The 18,431-nt window shown below is 68.2% G+C and carries 20 protein-coding genes; 4 read left to right on the forward strand and 16 right to left on the reverse strand.

Translation table 11 applies throughout. From position 1 onward, the window contains the following. Nucleotides 1-38 precede the first annotated feature (38 nt). From JT689_RS09850 to JT689_RS09865, 4 genes are all read right to left on the reverse strand, one after another. Complete coding sequence (locus JT689_RS09850; RefSeq protein WP_010903558.1) at nt 39-1,475, reverse strand: NCS2 family permease; 1,437 nt, start codon at nt 1,473-1,475, stop codon at nt 39-41. A 118-nt stretch (nt 1,476-1,593) separates the two neighbouring features. Beyond that, nucleotides 1,594-2,313, reverse strand: coding sequence for a phosphoribosyltransferase family protein (locus JT689_RS09855; protein WP_010903559.1), 720 nt, complete (start codon nt 2,311-2,313; stop codon nt 1,594-1,596). 78 nt (nt 2,314-2,391) lie between these two features. Further along, nucleotides 2,392-2,919, reverse strand: a complete 528-nt coding sequence (gene pyrE / locus JT689_RS09860; protein ID WP_205251104.1) for an orotate phosphoribosyltransferase — start codon at nt 2,917-2,919, stop codon at nt 2,392-2,394. Between the two features lie 55 nt (nt 2,920-2,974). Next, nucleotides 2,975-3,520, reverse strand: a complete 546-nt coding sequence (locus JT689_RS09865; RefSeq protein WP_012289436.1) for a CDP-2,3-bis-(O-geranylgeranyl)-sn-glycerol synthase — start codon at nt 3,518-3,520, stop codon at nt 2,975-2,977. A gap of 85 nt (nt 3,521-3,605) precedes the next feature. Between JT689_RS09865 and JT689_RS09870 the strand changes: the two genes are divergently transcribed. Both JT689_RS09870 and JT689_RS09875 read left to right on the forward strand, forming a co-directional pair. Continuing rightward, entirely contained in the window at nt 3,606-4,445 is an 840-nt protein-coding gene (locus tag JT689_RS09870) for a proline dehydrogenase (protein ID WP_010903562.1), read from the forward strand. 71 nt (nt 4,446-4,516) lie between these two features. Then, on the forward strand, nt 4,517-5,134 hold the full coding sequence (locus tag JT689_RS09875; RefSeq protein WP_010903563.1) for a DUF502 domain-containing protein: 618 nt from the start codon (nt 4,517-4,519) through the stop codon (nt 5,132-5,134). Nucleotides 5,135-5,171: 37 nt separating this feature from the next. Here JT689_RS09875 and JT689_RS09880 read toward each other — a convergent pair whose 3' ends face one another. Continuing rightward, complete coding sequence (locus JT689_RS09880) at nt 5,172-6,098, reverse strand: branched-chain amino acid transaminase (protein ID WP_010903564.1); 927 nt, start codon at nt 6,096-6,098, stop codon at nt 5,172-5,174. Between the two features lie 131 nt (nt 6,099-6,229). Between JT689_RS09880 and JT689_RS09885 the strand changes: the two genes are divergently transcribed. Next, a complete protein-coding gene (locus JT689_RS09885; protein ID WP_205251105.1) occupies nt 6,230-7,705 on the forward strand; it encodes a Na+/H+ antiporter NhaC family protein in 1,476 nt (491 codons plus the stop codon). Between the two features lies 1 nt (nt 7,706). Here the strand turns inward: JT689_RS09885 and JT689_RS09890 are convergent, their stop codons facing one another. The 5 genes from JT689_RS09890 to JT689_RS09910 all read right to left on the reverse strand — a co-directional run bounded on the left by JT689_RS09890 (nt 7,707) and on the right by JT689_RS09910 (nt 13,182). Next, nucleotides 7,707-9,455: a Na+/H+ antiporter NhaC family protein gene (locus JT689_RS09890; RefSeq protein WP_205251106.1), complete on the reverse strand. Its 1,749-nt coding sequence runs from the start codon at nt 9,453-9,455 to the stop codon at nt 7,707-7,709. Nucleotides 9,456-9,531: 76 nt separating this feature from the next. Then, a complete protein-coding gene (gene ribB, locus JT689_RS09895) occupies nt 9,532-10,200 on the reverse strand; it encodes a 3,4-dihydroxy-2-butanone-4-phosphate synthase (RefSeq protein WP_205251107.1) in 669 nt (222 codons plus the stop codon). After that, entirely contained in the window at nt 10,187-10,888 is a 702-nt protein-coding gene (locus JT689_RS09900; RefSeq protein ID WP_205251108.1) for a DUF120 domain-containing protein, read from the reverse strand. The genes ribB and JT689_RS09900 overlap by 14 nt, the downstream gene beginning before the upstream one ends. Nucleotides 10,889-10,951: 63 nt before the next feature. After that, nucleotides 10,952-11,929 (reverse strand): 4-demethylwyosine synthase TYW1, encoded by a 978-nt coding sequence (twy1, locus tag JT689_RS09905; RefSeq protein ID WP_136361531.1) that lies wholly within the window; start codon nt 11,927-11,929, stop codon nt 10,952-10,954. Nucleotides 11,930-12,264: 335 nt separating this feature from the next. Continuing rightward, nucleotides 12,265-13,182, reverse strand: a complete 918-nt coding sequence (locus tag JT689_RS09910) for a MinD/ParA family protein (RefSeq protein WP_205251109.1) — start codon at nt 13,180-13,182, stop codon at nt 12,265-12,267. Between the two features lie 114 nt (nt 13,183-13,296). Between JT689_RS09910 and prf1 the strand changes: the two genes are divergently transcribed. Next, nucleotides 13,297-14,547 (forward strand): peptide chain release factor aRF-1, encoded by a 1,251-nt coding sequence (prf1, locus tag JT689_RS09915; protein ID WP_012289438.1) that lies wholly within the window; start codon nt 13,297-13,299, stop codon nt 14,545-14,547. Nucleotides 14,548-14,564: 17 nt separating this feature from the next. On the opposite strand, the gene fer is transcribed toward prf1, so the two are convergent. From fer to JT689_RS09945, 6 genes are all read right to left on the reverse strand, one after another. Next, entirely contained in the window at nt 14,565-15,227 is a 663-nt protein-coding gene (fer, locus tag JT689_RS09920; protein WP_010903573.1) for a ferredoxin Fer, read from the reverse strand. Between the two features lie 76 nt (nt 15,228-15,303). After that, a complete protein-coding gene (locus JT689_RS09925) occupies nt 15,304-15,696 on the reverse strand; it encodes a DUF6276 family protein (RefSeq protein ID WP_010903574.1) in 393 nt (130 codons plus the stop codon). A 14-nt stretch (nt 15,697-15,710) separates the two neighbouring features. Then, the gene (locus JT689_RS09930; RefSeq protein ID WP_010903575.1) at nt 15,711-16,385 is read right to left on the reverse strand and encodes a V-type ATP synthase subunit D; all 675 of its coding nucleotides are present in this window, start codon (nt 16,383-16,385) and stop codon (nt 15,711-15,713) included. Between the two features lie 56 nt (nt 16,386-16,441). Beyond that, the gene (locus tag JT689_RS09935) at nt 16,442-17,479 is read right to left on the reverse strand and encodes a Brp/Blh family beta-carotene 15,15'-dioxygenase (RefSeq protein WP_229373364.1); all 1,038 of its coding nucleotides are present in this window, start codon (nt 17,477-17,479) and stop codon (nt 16,442-16,444) included. After that, nucleotides 17,455-18,168, reverse strand: a complete 714-nt coding sequence (gene crtY, locus JT689_RS09940; protein WP_205251110.1) for a lycopene beta-cyclase — start codon at nt 18,166-18,168, stop codon at nt 17,455-17,457. The genes JT689_RS09935 and crtY overlap by 25 nt, the downstream gene beginning before the upstream one ends. Beyond that, on the reverse strand, nt 18,165-18,308 hold the full coding sequence (locus JT689_RS09945) for a hypothetical protein (protein WP_205251111.1): 144 nt from the start codon (nt 18,306-18,308) through the stop codon (nt 18,165-18,167). Before JT689_RS09945 ends, crtY begins: the two co-directional genes overlap by 4 nt. Nucleotides 18,309-18,431 lie beyond the last annotated feature (123 nt).

Below are 18,431 nucleotides of genomic sequence, written 5' to 3' on the forward strand. Positions count from 1 at the left end.
GAGTGCGGTGGACCGAGCAGGAACAGCCGGTTCGCGGATCAGACGGCGGCGGCGAGGACGCCGCTGGTGCGGACGTAGAAGTAGACGATGAACGCGGCGGCCAGCAGCCACTGGCCGATGGCGACCTCGTCGGCGTCGCCGGTGGCGACCTTGACGACGGGGTAGGAGACGATGCCGGCGGCGATGCCGTACGCGATGGAGTACGTGAACGGCATCACGATGATGGTGAGGCCGGCGGGAATGGAGTGCGTGATGTCATCCCAGTCGATCGCCGTGACGTTCGCGAGCATCAGCAACGCGACGACGACGAGCGCGATGTGGCTGGCGTACTGGGGGATGGCGGCGGCAAGCGGGACGACCAGCAGCGACAGGAAAAACAGGACGGCGACGACGAGCGCGACCATGCCGGTGCGGCCGCCTTCCTCGACGCCGGTCGCGGATTCGATGTAGGTGGTGACCGTGGAGGTGCCGATGATCGCGCCGAAGGTGGTGCCGATGGCGTCAGCCATCAGCGGTTCGTCGGCGTCGGGGAGGTTGCCGTCGGTGTTCAGGAAGCCGCCGGCTTGGCCGACGCCGACGAGCGTGCCGGCGGTGTCGAAGAAGTCCACGAAGAAGAACGTGAACACGATGAGCGCGAAGCTGAACGCGTCGATGTCCTGGAAGCCGGCGAGGAACGCGCCGACGAGCGGCGTGATGTCGTATTGGGCGTGTGGGAGGCGCTGGGTGGCGATGCCGCCGGTGCGGACGAAGTCCCCGATGAGGACGCCGGGGTCGACGACGCCGGCGAACGTGAGCACGCCGCCGGTGGCGGCGGTCGCGATGATGCCCAGGACGATGCTGCCGGTGACGCCGCGGGCGTGGAGCGCGATGGTGAAAAACAGGCCCAGAATGGAGACGACGGCGACGGGGTTCTGCGCGAGGTTGCCGAGCGCGAGGATGGTGCCGGCGTCGCCGACGACGATGCCCATGGCTTCGAGGCCGATGATCGCGAGGTACAGCCCGATGCCGGTTCCGACCGCGAGCTTGACCGGTTCGGGGAACAGTGTGATGACGTATTCGCGCGCGCCGACGGCCGTGAGCACGATGAACAGCAGCCCCTCGGTGAAGACGGCGGCGAGCGCGGTCTGCCAGGGGACGCCGAGCGTGCCGACGACGGTGAACGCGAAGAAGGCGTTGAGGCCCAGGCCGGGCGCGAGCGCGAACGGGCGGTTGGCGTAGAACGCCATGACGAGCATGGCGACGCCGGACGCCAGGAGCGTGACGACCGCCAGCATTTGGACGGTTTGGTCGTGGCTGTAGTTCGCCAGCGCGATGCCGGGTTTGACGACCTCGCCGGCCGTCGTGCGTTGTGTCATGACGACGGGGTTGACCAGGACGATGTACGACATCGCCAGAAACGTGGTCAGCCCGGCGACGAGTTCCGTCCGCAGGTCGGTGTCGTGGTCGTCGAATCCGAAGTACTCAGCGAGCCCCATGATGCACGTGTGGCCACATCCCCAGGACGTACTTGAGCCTTGTTGTACACGTTCGACGTTCGTGGTTGCTTATGGGAGTTTGTGGTGAAAATAATGCACAATTACGGATAGAATCCGGCTAGAGGTCGTCCAGATCGGTGAGCGCGCCGACCGGGGCGTCGGTGCGTTCCCGGGCACGGTCGACGCCGGTTTCCCCGGCGGCGATGAGCGCGAACACGCCGGTCACGTCCGCGCCGGCGGCGTCGGCGATGTCCAACAGCAGCTCCTGGGTCTCCCCCGATCGGATGAGGTCGTCGACGACGAGCACGGTGTCACCGTCGTCGAGCGCCGACGCCGGCAGATAGTACGTGAACTCGATGCCGGATTCGAGGCGTTGGCGGGCTTCGACGAACTCCTCGACGGCGGTTTCCTTGGACTGCTTGGCGTACGCGCAGTCGGCGCCGTAGTAGCCAGCCAGCGCCGCCGCCAGCGTGATCCCGTCGGTGGCGGCCGTCAGCACCACGTCGGGCGCGTCGAAGTCGAACGTTTCGGCGGCGACGGGCGCGACCAGTTCGAGAAACGACTGGTCGAAGACGATCCCGGAGTTGTCAACGTAGCCGTCGTCGTCGACGTGCACGCGGGCCGCGAGTTCCGCCTGGAGGAGGTCCGCGCCGGCGTTCTGGACGACCTCACGGGCGCGGTCGGCGCTTGGCAACACGTGGCCGTTGACGTAGCGGTTCAGGTCGCCGGCGGGGAGTCCGGTGTCGGCGGACAGCTCGTCGTAGGTGCGGGTCTCCTTGAGGGTGCGGAGAACGTCGACTGCCTGCAGTTGGAGAGTGGCTTTCTCAGCTCGGTTCATACCGACCCACACGGTTCCACAAACTTGAATACCGCGAAGCGGGGCGCAGGCGGACCGTGCTCAACCCTGACAGCCGGGTTACTCGGCGTCCAAGAGGTCGCTGGCGGTGACGAGTGCCGCCATTTCCACGCCGTGCTCGGCCAACAGTTCGCGCCCGCCCTCCTCGCGGTCCACGACGATGAGCGCGCGGTTCACGGTCGCGCCGGCGTCCCGGAGGGCGTCGACGGCGTCGACGGCCGACTGGCCCGTGGTCGCGATGTCCTCGACGACCACGACCTCCTCGCCGTCCTCGAGCCGGCCCTCGATGCGGTTGGCGGTGCCGTACTCTTTGGCCTGCTTGCGCGCGATGACGTACGGTACGCCGGCCTCGGTGGCGGTCGCGGCGGCCAGGGGCACGCCGCCCAGCGCGACGCCCGCGAGTGTCGTGTCCTCGTCGATGCGGTCGGCGAACGCCGCGGCGATGGCCGACAGACACTCGGGGTCGGTCTCGAAGAGATATTTGTCGACGTAGTACTCCGACGTGCCGCCGTGTGAGAGCTCGAACTCGCCGAACTGCACCGCGTCCGCGGCCCGGAGTGCGGACACGAGGTCGTCAGTTGCACTCATCGACGCAAACGGGGTGCCGGCGGGACAAAAGCCCCCCGGTCCGGGCGGCGGCCCGCTACCAGGGTTCGTCCTTGACGCCGAGGGCGTACGCGATGCCGTTGGTGAGGAGATGGAGGGCCGGCGTGAGGACGGCGACGGTGACGAGCACGGGCAGCCCGAAGGTGTCGCCGACCCACGCGGGGACCGCAAGCGCGGTGAGCGCGAGCGCGACGACGACGAAGTCCAGCTGGTCGACGACCGGGAAGGCGGCCCCGCGCTGGCGGCCGGTGCGGCGCTTCAGGAAGGAGGCGGCGATGTCGCCGACCATCGCCCCGAACGCGAGCGTGCCCATCGCCGCGGGCGGGAACGCGGGCAGCACGACGCCGAGGGCGTCGGCGGCGGCCGGCCGGAGCGCGTTGAGCGCGACGGCGAGCGCGACGCCGGCGGCGGTGCCGACGGCGGTGCCACGCCACGTTTTCCCGTCGCCGAGGAGGCGGCGGCCACCGAGGCTGCGCCCGCCGTCGATGGGGCGGCCGCCGCCCGCGAGCACGGCGGCGTTGTTCGGGACGTACGCGGGCAACATCGCCCACACGGCGACGACAACGGTGCCGACCAGGTCCATGCGGGTCGGTGGTCGCGCGCCCGGCAAAAAGCCGCGGATTCCGAGAGGCCGGGTGTTTAAGACATGTGGAGAACGAGAGGTTGGTATGATACCACCCATCGCGAACCGGTTCGTCGCGGGGGAGACGCCGGCCGAAGCCATCGAGTACGCCGCGGACCTGAACGATCGCGGCGTGACGGCGATCCTGAACCTGCTGGGCGAGCATTACCACGAGCGCCCGCCGGCCGACGAGGACGCGGCGGCCTACCGGCGACTCGTGGCCGACGTCGGTGACAGCGACGTGGATGCCTGTGTGTCGGTGAAGCCGTCCCAGATCGGACTAGACGTCGGCCCCGAGGTGTTTGCGGAGAACCTCGAAACCATCGCGGCGGCGGCCGCCGACCACGACGTGTTCGCGTGGGTCGACATGGAGGACCACGAGACGACGGACGCGACGATGGACACCTTCGAGTCGCTGGCCCGGACCCACGCCGGGAACATGGGGTTGTGTGTGCAGGCGAACTTAAAGCGCACCGAGCAGGACCTCGACCGGCTGGCGGACGTGCCGGGGAAGGTGCGGCTCGTGAAGGGCGCATACGACGAGCCCGACGACGTAGCCTACCAGGACAAACCCGATGTCAACGAGGCGTACCGGACACACCTGGAGTTCATGTTCCGGGAGTTCGACGACGGCGTGGCGGTGGGCAGCCACGATCCGGCGATGATCTCGTACGCCGCCGAGCTCCACGAGGAGTACGGCACCGACTACGAGGTGCAGATGCTGATGGGGATCCGGGAGGACGCACAGACGGAGTTGGCTGCCACGGGGGTCCCCACCTACCAGTACGTGCCCTACGGTGGCAAGTGGTTCTCGTATTTCTATCGGCGAGCCATGGAGCGCAAGGAAAACCTGGTGTTCGCGCTCCGTGCGGTCCTCGGACGGTAGTTTAGTGGGGGTTTAGCGGCGCTGTGACGCCTCGAAATCACTATACGTGACCGGTTTCTGAACTATACTATATGGGTTCCTGGAAGCGGGACTTCGCAAGCGGGCTGATCGTTCTCGTTCCGATCGTGGTGACGCTGTACGTGATCTACTGGCTGTTCGGATTGCTCTCGAACATCACCCTGTTTACGCAGTTGACCGACACGCAGTACCAGGCGGTCGCCGCGACGCTTGCGGTGTTCGTGCTGATCGTGTTCTCGGTGGGATACCTGATGCGGACGGCCGCGGGCAGCATTCTGGAGGCACTCATCGATTACGTGATGAACCGGCTGCCGGTGTTGCGGATCGTGTACAACGCCTCGAAGATGGCCGTCGAGACCGTGTTGTCCGACGGTACCGGGGAGTTCCAGCAGCCGGTGCGCGTGGAGCCGTGGCCGGGGATGCGACTGACCGCGTTCAAGACCGGCAAGAAAGCCCCGGACGGCCGGGAGGTGGTGTTCATGCCGACCGCGCCGAACATCACCACGGGGTTCGTGATGGAAGTCGAGCCCGAGGACCTGGAGGAGACGGACGAAGGCGTCGAGGACGCGTTGACGCGCGTGCTGAGCGCCGGGTTCGGCGAGAACGACGACAGCGAGGTGGCGATCGACGAGCTGCTCCCGGAGGACGACGACGACGAAAACGAGGAATGATCGCGGCGGTCGGTTCAGGCGGGTCCCGCTGGCGGCTTCAGACGTAGTGGAACCACTCCTCGCGGTCGCCGGCCTCCACGAGGTCGAAGAACGCGGTCTGGAGCTCTTCGGTGACCGGGCCGCGGGTTCCGGAGCCGATTTCGACGTTGTCGACTTGCTTGATCGGCGTGACTTCGGCGGCGGAGCCGGTGAAGAAGAGCTCGTCGGCGGTGTGGAGTTCGCCACGCGAGATCGAGACGTCGTCGTGGACGGTGTAGCCGCGCTCCTCGGCGAGCGTGATGACGGTGTCGCGGGTGATGCCGTCGAGGATGCTCTCGGAGAGGCCGGGCGTGAAGAGTTCGCCGTCGCGCACGAGGAAGATGTTCTCGCCGGGGCCTTCCGCGACGTTGCCCTCTTTGTTGAGGACGATGGCTTCGGTGAAGCCGTTGCGCCGGGCTTCCTCGCCGGCGAGCATGCTGTTGACGTAGAGGCCGGTGGTTTTGGCGTTCGTCGGGATCTGGCTGGAGGCGTGCTTGCGCCACGTCGACACCATCACGTCGACGCCGTTTTCGAGGGCGTCGTCGCCGAGGTACGCGCCCCACGGCCAGGCGGCGATGGCGACGTCGGTCGGGCAGTCGCCGGGGGAGACGCCGAGTGATTCGTAGCCGTAGTACGCCAGCGGGCGGATGTAACAGGACCCGAGGTCTTGGCGCTGGATGAGCTCGACGGTGGCGTCGGTGAGTTCGTCGGGCGTGAACTCGATGTCGAGGTCGTAGGGTTTCGCCGATTCGTAGAACCGCTGGAGGTGGTCGTCCCACCGGAAGATCGCGGGGCCGTTGTCGGTGTCGTAGACACGGACCCCCTCGAAGATGCCGGACCCGTAGTGAAGTGCGTGGGTGAGGACGTGTACTTGTGCGTCCTCCCAGTCGACGAACTCGCCGTCCATCCAGATGGTGTCGACGTCCATCTCACTGAAACTGGGCATGTGCGGACTGACGAACTGATCGGTGATAAAACCACGAGTGACGGATCCCCGACGCGTCTGGACACCGGCAAGAATGTCCTGAGATAATCTAACCGTAGAGCTTAATTACCGATGTGAATTATCGGTGGGTGATGAGCGACTTCACGCCGCTTGCCTACGAGGACATCGACGACGCACGGAAACCGACGCTGACCGAGGCGCTGGTTCCCGTCCTGGTTGTCGTCGTCTCGCTGGGCGTCGGCTCGGGCTACCTCGGGCTTGCGCCACACGCGCCGCTCCTCTGGAGCATCACGTTCACCGGGCTGTTCGCGCGCTACCACCTGGGCTACGACTGGGAACGCGTCTCCGACGCCGCGCTGGCCGGCCTCAGGATGGGGCTGCAAGCCATCCTGATCCTGTTCGTCATCTACGGGCTCATCGCGACGTGGACCAGCGCCGGCACCATCCCCGGGTTGATGTACTACGGCCTGGGGGCGCTCACGCCCGCCGTCTTCCTCCCGGTGACGGCGATCCTCGCCGCCGTCGTCGCGTTCGCCATCGGCTCCTCGTGGACCACCGTGGGTACGCTCGGCGTCGCGTTCGTCGGCATCGGCTCCGGGCTGGGCATCCCGCTACCAATGACCGCCGGCGCGATCGTCTCCGGGGCCTACGCCGGCGACAAACAGAGCCCGCTGTCGGACACCACGAACCTCGCCGCGGCCGTCACGAACGCCGACCTCTACGACCACATCAACGGCATGCGACTCGGGACCGCCATCGCGTTCGGCCTCTCCGTGCTCGCGTACGCGGTGCTGGGCGTGCTCATCGTCGATGGCGGTGCCGCGAACGTCACCGCGATCAGCGGCCCCCTCGCCGGCAGTTACGCGCTCGGCCCGCTGGTGTTCCTGCCGCTGGTCGTCACGTTCGGCCTGGCGTTCCGCGGCTACCCGGCGCTCCCCTCGCTGGTCGCGGGCGTGTTCGCCGGCGCGCTCACCACGATCGCCGTCCAAGGCGCCTCGTTCACCGCCGCGTGGGACATCTTCCTCAACGGCACCACCCCCGAGACCGGGAGTGAACTGGTCAACAACTTGCTCACCACGGGCGGCATCGCCGGGTCCGCGTGGACGATCGCGGTCGTCGTCGCGGCGCTCTCGCTCGGCGGCCTGCTCGAACGCACCGGCGTCCTCCCGACGCTCACCCACCACCTGACGCGCGCCATCTGGTCGCCCGAATCGCTGGTTGCCGGCACCGGTGTCGCCGCCATCGCGACGAACGCGTTCTCCGCCCAACAGTACATGAGCATCGTCGTTCCGAGCGTCAGCCTCCGCACGCTTTATGACGAATACGACCTCAACGAGCGCGACCTCTCACGGGCGGTCGAGGCCGCCGGCACACCCACGGGGCCGTTCTTCCCGTGGCACGCCGGTGCCGTGTTCATGACGGGCGCGCTCTACACCAGCCAGCCCGGAGCCATCTCGTGGTGGTGGGCGCCGTACTACTTCTTCGGCATCCTCTCGCCGCTGGTGCTGTTCGGGCTGGTGCTTGCGGGCCGCGGCTACGACCGCGCGGGTTCGGCCACGCAGCCCGCCGCCCCGACCGCCAACGCGGCCGCAACTGACGACGACTGACCTACCCGCCCAGCGCCGCGAACACGAACACTAAGGACAGATACAACACGACGATGCCGACGGCGGCCACCGGCACGAGAGAGAGGTAGTCGTAGCTCGTGGCGGCGGCGGGCAGCGAGAGAGTGCCGTTGGCGGCCGCCTCGCGGTCCGCCTCGTCGACGGCGTCGGCCCGCGGCATCACCTCGGGCAGTCCCTTCCGGCGGGTGTCGAGTTTGTTCAACACCACGACAGCGCCGAGCGTGAGCACGGTCGCAAGCGGGAGCGCGACCACGGGTGACCGCAGGCCGACCGCGTACAACACCAACATCACGATGGTCACGCCCGCGGCCGTCGCCGCGAACGGGATCTGGGTGGTGACGTGGTCGATGTGGTCCGACCCCGCGAAGATCGACGACATCACCGTGGTGTCGCTGATCGGGGAGGAGTGATCGCCCCAGATCGCGCCGCCGAACAGCACGCCGACGAGGACCGGCAACACCGCCGCGCCCGCGAGGTTGTATCCCAGCGGGATCGCGACCGGCGTCAGGATGGCCATCGTCCCCCACGAGGTGCCGGTGGTGAACGCGACGAACATCGCGGCGAGGAACACGAGCAACGGGAGGAAGCCCGCCGGCACGCCGCTGCCGACCAGCGTGGTGACGATGAAGTCAGCGGTCCCCACCTTCTCGGCTGCCATCCCGATCCCCCACGCCAGCACGATGATCGCGAGCGCGATGTTCATCGTCTTGAACCCATCGACGATGGTGTCCGTCGCGCCTTCGAGGTCCATCGTGCCGTACGCCAGCGCACCGACGAAGCCCGAGACCATGAACGCGAACGCGCCATGGAGCAGCCCCATCGCGACGTCGGTCTCCTGGAGGGCGGTGGCGATGTCGACGCCCGGCTTGTAGCCACCGCCGAGATACCACATCGACCCCAGACCGACGGCCAACAACACGGCGATCGGCCCGAAGAAGTTCAACAACGAGGGGTTCGCCGTGCTGGGGTCGCCGACGTCGTTGGAGACGTCAGACAGCGGCGTTGCGCCGTCGGCGATGGTGTCACCGGTGGTGCGGGCGCGCCACTCGGCGTCCAGCATCGGCCCGAAGAACCGCTGGGTGATGGTGATGAACCCCACCATGAAAAACGCCATGAAGCAGTAGATGTTCCACGGGATCGACTGCAAGAACAGCCCGAACGGAGTGGTCCCAAGCTCGGCCGCGGAGACCCGAGCCGCCTCCAGGCCCGCGATGATCATCGACACCTGGTAGCCGATCCAGTTCGACACCGGCCCGAACGTCGTCACGGGCGCTGTCGTGGAGTCGAGCACGTAGGCGTGCATCTCGCGGGAGGAGTCGGCGTCCTGGGCGAGCTCCCGGGTGGCGTTGCCGGTGACGACCGTGCTCGTGTACGAGTCGAAGAAGATGAACACGCCGATCAGCCAGGTCAGGATCTGTGACTCGCGTGCGGTCGAGATGCGGCTGCCGATCCAGCGTTCGAGCGCGAGGATCCCCCCGGAGCGGTAGATGAACGCCGCTCCCGCACCCATGAACAGGATGAGCACGATGAATTTCGTGTTGAACGGCGTTCGAACGACCGCGACCAGCCAGTCCATCGTCAGTGCGGTCGCAGCAATCGGGTTCCACTGTGCGACGACCAACGCGCCGGCCCAGACGCCAGCGAACAGCGACACCAACACCTGTCGGGTGGTCATCGCGAGCACGATCGCGAGCAGCGGCGGAACAAGCGCCAACACGCCGTACGATGCCATGGGTGTACGTAGCCCGATGATGGGGTGATAAGCGTGCTGGGATCAACTGCGAGTGCCACACCGGATCGTGGCGGTGCTACTGAAACGCGGCTACCAGATCGCTGCCCTCGACGTACGGGATGTCGTGGCGGCTGGCGTACCGTTTGGCGTCGGCGACCGAGCGCGCGCCGCCGGTGTCGGCGTCGAGCATCTCGCAGACGACGACGGCCGGCGGGACGCCGGCCGCACCGGCGAGCGCGATGCCGAGCTCGGTGTGGCCCTGGCGAGCGGACAGCGACGGCGCGGCGCGGAGCACGTGTACGTGCCCGGGCGCGCGAAACGTCGCCGGGAAGTCGACGGCCGCGGGGTCGGCGGCAGCCTGGCCGAGTTCCGCGATGGTGAGCGCGCGGTCGTCGTCGGTGATCCCGGTGTAGGTGTCGCGGTGGTTGACTGTCAGGGAGAACGACGACCGGTCGTCGTAGCCGAGGTGGCCGTGGTCGGCGGCGGGGTGATCGAGTTCGTCGGCGATGAACGGGAGCGCGAACGCGTCGGCGACGGCGTCGCCGAGCGCCACGCAGATGAGGCCGCCGGCGTCGGTGCGCATGCGTGCGACGGCGTCGGCGGTGACCGCGGGGGCCGGATAGATCAGGTCGACTTCGCCCTCGCGGTCGGCGGCGTCGTGGACCAGCACGGGCTGGCCGTCCCGGAACGCGTCGACAGCCCGACCGACGCCTGGAGCGTGGGCCGCGTTGCTATGCCTCGACACGGATGGTCACCTCGTCGTCGTCGAGCAGGCCGAGTCGCTCCCGGAGCTTGACCGGGGCGATGATTTCGAGTTGGTCGTCGTCGTGGTGGGTGCGGTCGGGGATGATGACGTGTGCGCCGTCGAAGTCGGTGCCGTCACCCACGACGGTGCAGGCGTAGCAGGTGGCCGACCCGTAGGTGCGGTCTTCGTCCTCCCAGGCGTCGATGTCGACGCCGTCTAGGGCTTGTATGCCGGCGCGTGCGCGCTGACCGTCCGGGGGGAGATCGACGTTGAGCGTGCCCGGGTACGGCTCGTAGCCGAGCTTCTCGGCGAACTGGCGGTTGTACCCGGGGAGGCTGATGTAGTGGCGGCCTTCGCCCATGCCGCTGGTGACTGTCCCCGCCAGCGCGAGCTCGCCGGGGTCCTCGAAGATGCGGCGGTAGTCCTCGTATTCGTGTTTGAGGGCGTGTCGGCCCGCGTCGGTGACGGTGATCCACTGGCCGTCGCTGACGAGGTCACGGGTGACGTAGTCGGCGTCGTCGAGTGCTTGCAGCCGCCGGGAGGCGGTCTGGCTGGAGGCGTCGAGGCGGCTTGCGAGGTCGCCACACGACACTTTCACCTCGCCGCGGTGTGCGCCGTCGAGCGCGAGCAGTTTGAGCACGGCGAGTTCGTCGTACCCGACGTCGCCGGTGCTCGTGGCTCCTGACATGGCTGGGGGTTGGCCCGCGCCCCGCATAAGGATACCGAAAGTGGAACGCGTCTCGGAATTGAGCTAGTCCGCGGTGGGGCGAGCGCCCTCGGTCCAGAACGCCGACTCCGGCCGCAGGTCCTCCACCCACGTGTCCTCATCGCGGGCGAGCAGCGCCACCCGCGAGGCGGGCTGCTCCCGGAGCACCGAATGCGGCAGGTGTGTTTTGACCGCGCGAGCGAACGCGAGGACGTCCTCGTGGTCGGGCATCGCCGCCCGCCCCAGGCGGTCCCGGCTATCCCCGACGTGCATGTACGCCTTGAGCTCCACGAAGTCGGGGGCCGCGCGCTCGAAGAACCCGGCGTACCAGTCCGGGTTCGCCATGTTCTGGCCGCCGACCAGCGTCGTCCGCAACACGGTCCTGGTGTCGTCTTTCGCGTGCAGCACGTCCATCGTGTCCACGAGGCGCTCCCAGGCGTCGTCCTCGGTCGCCCCCACCACGTCGTCGAACGTCGCGCGCTCGGGCGCATCGACGGAGACGTACAGCTGCGTCGGATCGCACTCCCGGAGCACCGCCGGGCGGGTGCCGTTGGACACCAGGAACGTCGTCAACCCCCGGTCGTGGAACGCCTCGATGAGTTCGGGCAGGTGGGGGTACAGCGTCGGCTCGCCGTCCAGGGAGATGGCGACGTGGCGGGGCTCCATCGCCTCCTCGAAGCGCTCTCTGGGCACCTCATCGTTGCCGCCGAACCCCGACAGCAGCTTCCGCTGGAGGCGGATCGAGGCGTCCACCACGGCCTCCGGGTCGTCCCACGCCACGCCGTCGAGCTCGTAGGTGTGCCCGGAGTGGTCCCGCCAGCAGAACACGCACCGCTCGTTGCACCGCACCACCGGCGTCATCTGGATGCACCGGTGGGACCGGATCCCGTAGAACGCGTGCTTGTAACACGTGCCCTCGCCGCGCATCGCGTTCGCAGTCCAGCCACACGTCTGGGCGGCCGTGTGGTTCTCGTGGTGGTAGTCCGGGTCGTCCACCTGTTTCGGACCGTCCGACTCGCTCATTACCGATGGGGTCGGACGTGACACGCATAACACCACGGAACTGGACCGCCACCGGAGGGCAGTCCAACCCACCGACCGGAAGCGAGTCCGGCGGTGGCGGCGTGGGCTCAACTATCGGCGGTCTCGTGGGTGCGATGGGGGCGTGCCTCTGTCGAGTCCTTCTGGAGGGCGGGTGACGGACAAACAGTGTGGAGTCGCCGGCTACAGCGGCGCGCCGACGTACGCGAGCACGCCGTACGTGACCCCGAGCACGACCAGCACGTAGAGCAGCAGCCATCCAGTTGACATTGAATCGCGTTCCGTTGGCATACCTGAGTGTCGGAGGACGCTGTCGCTTAACGCTTCCCGTTCGACCCGAGCAACCCACCGGTGAGCCGCCACAGGATCGAGGCGTCCCGTGTCTGGTCGTCGCCGGTCGCCGCGCCGGCACCGCTGCCGTCGTCAGTGGGCGCTCCGGACGGCGCGGATGCAGCCATCAGCCCCGAGGCGGCGTCACCGCTGGCGTCCCCGTCACGGAACGACACCGGCAACGGCTCGTCGAGCAGCGTGTACGCGAGCTCGCGGTACGCCTGGGCGGCGGGGCCCTCCGGGGCGAGCGAGACAAGGGGGGTGCCGGCGCGCTCGCTGTCGGCGACGCGGCTGTCCTCGGGAATCAACCCCAGGATGTCCGTCTGGAGCGTGGCGGCGGCGGCGTCCCCGTGGCCGGCGTCGGCGCCACCGGCGTCGTCGGTGACCCGCGTCACGACAGCGCCGGCGACGTGGCCGCCGACCCGCTCGACGAGGGCGCGGGTTTTCGCGGTGTTGGCCAGGGCGGCCGTCTGGCGCGTGGACACAAGCACTGTCTCGTCGGCCAGGCCCAGCGGCACGGTCGTGTCGTGGCTGAGTCCGCCGCCGGTGTCGACGATCACGCAGTCGTAGCGGTCACGAAGCGTCGCCGCGACGTCCGGGAGTGCGGACGGATCCGCGCGCCCGAAATCCGTGATCGTGGTGCCGCCGACGATCACGTCGAAGCCGGCGGGGGCGGCCGCGGTCGCGTCCGTGAGCGCGGCGTCGTCCGCGAGCACGTCGTGGAGGGTTGCAGTCGCTGACTCGTCGCACGCCACCACGTGATCGACGTTCGCCATCCCCAGGTCGGCGTCCACGAGCACCACCGACCGATCGGCTTCCGCCATCACCGCGGCGACGTTTACCGCAGTCGTCGTCTTTCCGACGCCACCCTTCCCGGAGGCGACGGCGAACACACGGCCACTCATATGGTTCCATCTTCGCACACCGTCACATAAAGCGTTTGGCGGTGCCGGATGCCCCAGCCACGGCGCTCTACAGGGTCAAAGCTTACTTACCGGCCGGTCGGCTACGTCAATGCAATGAGCGAGCAGGACGAGGTACCGTCCGAGGACCGACGCAAGTACGAGTTCCGCAAGGTCATCGAGGAGCTCAAAGACTACGAGGGCAGCGGCACCCAACTGGTCACCATCTACATCCCCCCGGACAAGCAGATCTCGGACGTCGTGGCCCACGTCACCCAGGAGCACTCCGAGGCCTCCAACATCAAATCCAAGCAGACACGCACCAACGTCCAGGACGCCCTCACGTCGATCAAAGACCGACTGCGCTACTACGACACGTTCCCCCCGGACAACGGGATGGTCGTGTTCTCGGGCGCGGTCGACTCCGGCGGCGGCCGCACGGACATGGTCACGGAAGTCCTGGAGTCGCCACCCCAGCCCATCGAGTCGTTCCGCTACCACTGCGACTCGGCGTTCCTCACCGAACCCCTCGCGGAGATGCTCGGCGACAAGGGCCTCTACGGGCTGATCGTCCTCGATCGCCGCGAGTCGAACGTCGGCTGGCTGAAGGGCAAGCGGGTCCAACCGGTGAAATCCGCGGAGTCCCTGGTGCCCGGGAAACAGCGCAAGGGCGGCCAGTCCGCCCAGCGGTTCGCCCGGCTGCGCCTGGAAGCCATCGACAACTTCTACCAGGAGGTCGCGGGCATGGCCGACGATCTCTTCGTGCCGAAGCGCCACGAGATCGACGGCATCCTCGTGGGCGGCCCGTCACCAACGAAAGACGAGTTCCTCGACGGGGATTACCTCCACCACGAGCTCCAGGACAAGGTCCTGGGGAAATTCGACGTGTCGTACACCGACGAGTCCGGGCTGTCGGATCTGGTCGACGCGGGGCAGGCGGCGCTGGCGGAAGCCGACCTGATGGACGACAAATCCGACATGGAGGAGTTCTTCGAGGAGCTCAACGGCGGCAAGCTCGCCACCTACGGGTTCGAGCAGACGCGCCGAAACCTCATCATGGGCTCGGTCGACCGCCTGCTGGTCTCCGAGGACCTCCGCGAGGACGTCGTCATCTACGAGTGCCCCAACGACCACGAGGAGTACGAAACCATCGACCGCCGGAACACCAGCCCCGAGCACACGTGTTCGGACTGCGGCGAGGAGGCCACCGAGGTCGACCGCGAGGACGCCATCGACCACCTCATGTCGATCGCCGACCAGCGCGGCACGGAGACGCATTTCATCTCCACGGACTTCGAGAAGGGCGAGCAATTGCTGACCGCGTTCGGCGGGTACGCCGGGATTTTGCGGTACTCGACCGGCGTGTAGGCCGCCACACCGGTCGGTTAGTCGTCGACGTGTGCCTGCTCGAAGGGATACGGCGGCAGCCGGAGTTCCGCCAACCCCGGCAGGTGTTTGACGTTGTAGACGACGCGCAGCTCCGGCGACAGCGGGACCCCGTTGCAGGACAGCCGGAACCCCTGGTCGATGAGATCGGCAGTGAGGATGTGGTCGGTGGGCATCGACAGCGCCCCGTCGGTGACGGCGACCGCGCAGTTCGCACACGCACCACCCCGGCAGGCGTACGGCCACCGCCACCCACGGCGTTCGGCGGCCTCAAGCAGTGATTCGCCTGGCTCGACGGTGAACTCGCCGTGGTCGACGGGGTCGAGGTCGGCGGCCGCGGCGTTCGCGAACAGGTCGTCGTCGTCGAGCGCCCAGCCCGCGTCCGCCGCGACCGCGTAGTTCAGGTATTCGACGGTCGTTTCCGCGGATTCCGGCGCGCGCTCGAAACCCCCGTCGCCGGGATCGGTGTCGACGTCGGCCTCATCGAACCCATCGGCGTCGCCGGCTTCGATGGCGTCGTAGGCGGCCCGCACCAGCTGGAAGCGTTCCCGGGAGCCGCCCTGGTCGGGATGCGTTTCGACGACGCGGCGGCGGTACGCGCGTTCGATGGCCGCCTCGTCCGCGTCAGGGGACACGCCGAGAACTTCGAACGGGGAGTCCACATCCCGTGTTGGGCGTAGAGCATCAAAAGTCTCCCCGCCGGCGTGGATGTCGCCGGGGACTCGCGGCCGGCGGCGCTCAGATGAGCTGTGCCAACTGTGTGCGCCGCCGGCTCACGTCCACCGCCGGGGTGACGGCTGTGTCGGCTGCGAGGCGGTCCAAGAACAACAACACGTCGACGCCGTGGCGTTCGGCGACCCCGGCAACGGCGTCGGCGTCCGCGCGGTGGAGCGCGAGCCGATCCACGAGCGCGAGCAAGCACGCAAGCACCGCGGCGGTCTCGCCGTCGGCGGGGAAGGCGTCGCTCGCGCGGGCGAAATCGGGGTAGTCGTCGGGCGGGTCATCGGTGGGCGCAACGCGCAGACACTGCGTGCAGAGCACGGCTCCGGGCCGGTCGTCGGGGAGGCAGTCGCTGACCGACGCTGGGATCGGAAACGACACCACCGGACACCCGCAGTTCGGACACGTCATGGCTCAGTCGACGGCTACGCGCCCGTCGACTCCGCGGCCGCGGCCTCGTCGGCCGCCTCCTCTTGGGCTTCTTTCTTGTCTTTGACCTTCTTCATCCGGAACATCTCCTCGCGTTCCTTCTCTTCGAGTTTCTGGTCGATGTACTCTTTGCCCTCGTGGAGTTCGGGCAGCAGCTTGAACTCCAGTGCGTTCACGCGGCGCTTGGTCGTCTCGATCTCGGTGAGCATCTTCTTCATCGCCGTCTCGACCTCCGCGGCGAGCACGATCGACTCCAACAGCTCCTCGTAGGCGTCTGCGGCCTCGTCGATGCGCGCGCTCGTGCCGAGGATGCCGTAGCCCCGCTTGTCGAAGGATTTCTTGACTTTCGTCGATTCGATCTGGGGGACGACGACGCCCATGATGTTCATCGACTCGACGGTGATCTCGGGGTACTCTTCGAGCGCCGCGGCGGCCCCGCTGACCGCGACATCGCCCTCCATGGCGCGCGCCATGTTGATCTTCTGCTGTGCGGTCTCGTAGTCGCCTTCCAGACCCGACCGGACGTCCTGTGACTGATCCAGGATGTCCATGAACTCCATGATGAGTCCGTCACGCTTCTGTTCGAGCGTGTCGTGGCCGCGCTCCGAGAGGTCGATGCGGTCCTCGATCTCCATGAGGTTCTTTCGGGTGGGCTTGATGTCCTGAGCCATGCGGGGTTCTTAGCCCGGTGTTCGGTCTCCGGGGAGGTAAACGTTTCCAGTCGGGCTCAGAGGACGCCCTGCACGCGGTCCATCCACGTGACCACGGCGACGTGTGGCAGGGTGAGCACGGCGATCAACACGAGGTAGAGTGCGGCCCCGGATTCGAGCGTGGTCGGCGGGTTGGGTACCGCCCACCACAGCACGCCGCCCAACGCGAGCGCGGCCGCCGTCATCGGCGCGGCCTCCACGCCGAACCGGGCCAGCGGTCCGAGGATGTCGCCCGCGCGCAGCGACGGGTGGACCGAGCCGTCGACGGCGATGGCGCGCGCGACGTGCCGGACCGAGTGCCAGACGCAGAAGTAGACGCCGACGGCGAACACCGGCGGCACGACGAAGAAGAACACCCACAACAGGAGGGTTTCGGCGGCGTCGACGCGCCACGCGCCGGGGGAGTGGGTGCGGCGTCTGCCCGCCGCGAGCACCGCGACGGTCGCGGCTGCGAACGCGACGCCCAGCCACAGGCGGACGCGCGGGTCGAACACCGCGAGGTCGCCGACGGAGCCGCCGAACGGCGCGGCGAACGCGTCGACGACGCTGCGGTACCGCTCCGGGAACCCGAGCAGCGGCACGAGCATCGGGAGGCCACCCCGGATCAGGACCGTCGCCGCGCGCCGCGGGCGCGTATCGAGGTAGTCGACGTCGAGGAAGTCGAGCAGCGGGTAGAGGTCGCCCTGCCCCCAGTGCAGCCACGTGATCGCGACGAACGCGAACGCAGCGGGAACGGGCGCGAAAAACCACGCGGCGGCGTAGCCACCACCGAGCACGAGGTAGAGGACGCCGACGACCGCCAGCCACCGCACGGTGACGGTGCCCGTGACCGCGCGGGGCAACGCGAGGTAGTCGATCGCGCCGTGTGGCATGCCGAACACCACCGCGCTGGCGACCAGCGGGGCGTACCGTGCGGTCGGCGAAAGCGACACGCCGGTGATCGCGGGCAGGGCAGCGATGCTGATCGCCACCCAGCCCAAAGCCAGCGCCGGACGGGCCAGCGTGCGACGCGCCCGCGCCGTGAGTGGGGTCAACGCCACCGGGCTAGCACCCACGCGTACAGGATGAGGCCCTGGCTCACGAACACGTTCGTCACGAAGAAAAACGCGCCCTCCTCGATGGGCAGCCCGAGCACCGTGATTCCGGTAGTGTACTGGCCGGCCAGGATCCAGATGCCGTCCGCGATGGCGTACCGGTCGGCCGCCGACAGGAACAGCGTCGGCACCAGCACGGCCGCGGCGAACACCCGGCGGCGGCGCCACAGATACCGCCAGCCGACCGCCCACTGGAGCGCGAGCACGGGTGCCGCCCACGCGATGATCGCGCCGATGTAGAACGTCGCGTCGACGGTGAGCAGCACAGCGCCCCCACACCCGACGAGCACGCCCGCGAGCGCGCCCAGCACGGCGTCACGCCGGGTCGGCGAGAAGCCGGCGGTCGGGCGCAGCGGGAGGGCTTGCACCCAGAGCCCGGTGAGCAGCGTCTGCGTGATGACGAACAGATACTCCTCGATGGGCATCTGCCAGAGCCGCCCCACGACGGTGCCCTCGCCGTACCACCAGACGCCCGTTGCGATCAGGTAGTTGTCCCAGGGGGTCGTGTATAACAGCGCCAACGCCAGCAGGATGCCGACGCCGGCCGCCCGGGCGCGGTCGCCGTCCCAGCGAGCCGCGCGCACCACGCCCAGCGCAACCAGCGGCGGGCCGACGGCGACAGCCAGGAACGTGAGGTAGCTCGTCGTCACGCCGTCTCCCCCCGAGAGTGCGCCGTGTGGGCGGCGCGAGCCGCGGGCTGTCCGACCGAGCGCGCCCCACAGCCCGCGGTGTCGAGTCGGACACGCCACAGCAGCACCGACGGCGAGCCCAACGGGTGCCCAGCAGCCACGTTGTGTATGCCATTTTGCTGCCCGTACGTAACTGTGGGGGGCAACACACGCGGTGTCCGGGCGGCGGCATGTGACAGGCACACAGCCCACTGGCTGGTGGTGCGAGCGCCGCGGAGTGCAGC

This window comes from Halobacterium sp. GSL-19 (assembly GCF_016917855.1).
In the GTDB taxonomy this organism is placed as follows: Archaea; Halobacteriota; Halobacteria; order Halobacteriales; family Halobacteriaceae; genus Halobacterium; species Halobacterium salinarum.

What these genes read in the sequence shown, in the direction of transcription:
- JT689_RS09850 (WP_010903558.1), bottom strand. Translation starts at nt 1,475, where the DNA reads ATGGGGCTCGCTGAGTACTTCGGATTCGACGACCACGACACCGACCTG.
- JT689_RS09855 (WP_010903559.1), bottom strand. Translation starts at nt 2,313, where the DNA reads ATGAACCGAGCTGAGAAAGCCACTCTCCAACTGCAGGCAGTCGACGTT.
- pyrE (WP_205251104.1), bottom strand. Translation starts at nt 2,919, where the DNA reads ATGAGTGCAACTGACGACCTCGTGTCCGCACTCCGGGCCGCGGACGCG.
- JT689_RS09865 (WP_012289436.1), bottom strand. Translation starts at nt 3,520, where the DNA reads ATGGACCTGGTCGGCACCGTTGTCGTCGCCGTGTGGGCGATGTTGCCC.
- JT689_RS09870 (WP_010903562.1), top strand. Translation starts at nt 3,606, where the DNA reads ATGATACCACCCATCGCGAACCGGTTCGTCGCGGGGGAGACGCCGGCC.
- JT689_RS09875 (WP_010903563.1), top strand. Translation starts at nt 4,517, where the DNA reads ATGGGTTCCTGGAAGCGGGACTTCGCAAGCGGGCTGATCGTTCTCGTT.
- JT689_RS09880 (WP_010903564.1), bottom strand. Translation starts at nt 6,098, where the DNA reads ATGCCCAGTTTCAGTGAGATGGACGTCGACACCATCTGGATGGACGGC.
- JT689_RS09885 (WP_205251105.1), top strand. Translation starts at nt 6,230, where the DNA reads ATGAGCGACTTCACGCCGCTTGCCTACGAGGACATCGACGACGCACGG.
- JT689_RS09890 (WP_205251106.1), bottom strand. Translation starts at nt 9,455, where the DNA reads ATGGCATCGTACGGCGTGTTGGCGCTTGTTCCGCCGCTGCTCGCGATC.
- JT689_RS09900 (WP_205251108.1), bottom strand. Translation starts at nt 10,888, where the DNA reads ATGTCAGGAGCCACGAGCACCGGCGACGTCGGGTACGACGAACTCGCC.
- twy1 (WP_136361531.1), bottom strand. Translation starts at nt 11,929, where the DNA reads ATGAGCGAGTCGGACGGTCCGAAACAGGTGGACGACCCGGACTACCAC.
- JT689_RS09910 (WP_205251109.1), bottom strand. Translation starts at nt 13,182, where the DNA reads ATGAGTGGCCGTGTGTTCGCCGTCGCCTCCGGGAAGGGTGGCGTCGGA.
- prf1 (WP_012289438.1), top strand. Translation starts at nt 13,297, where the DNA reads ATGAGCGAGCAGGACGAGGTACCGTCCGAGGACCGACGCAAGTACGAG.
- JT689_RS09925 (WP_010903574.1), bottom strand. Translation starts at nt 15,696, where the DNA reads ATGACGTGTCCGAACTGCGGGTGTCCGGTGGTGTCGTTTCCGATCCCA.
- JT689_RS09930 (WP_010903575.1), bottom strand. Translation starts at nt 16,385, where the DNA reads ATGGCTCAGGACATCAAGCCCACCCGAAAGAACCTCATGGAGATCGAG.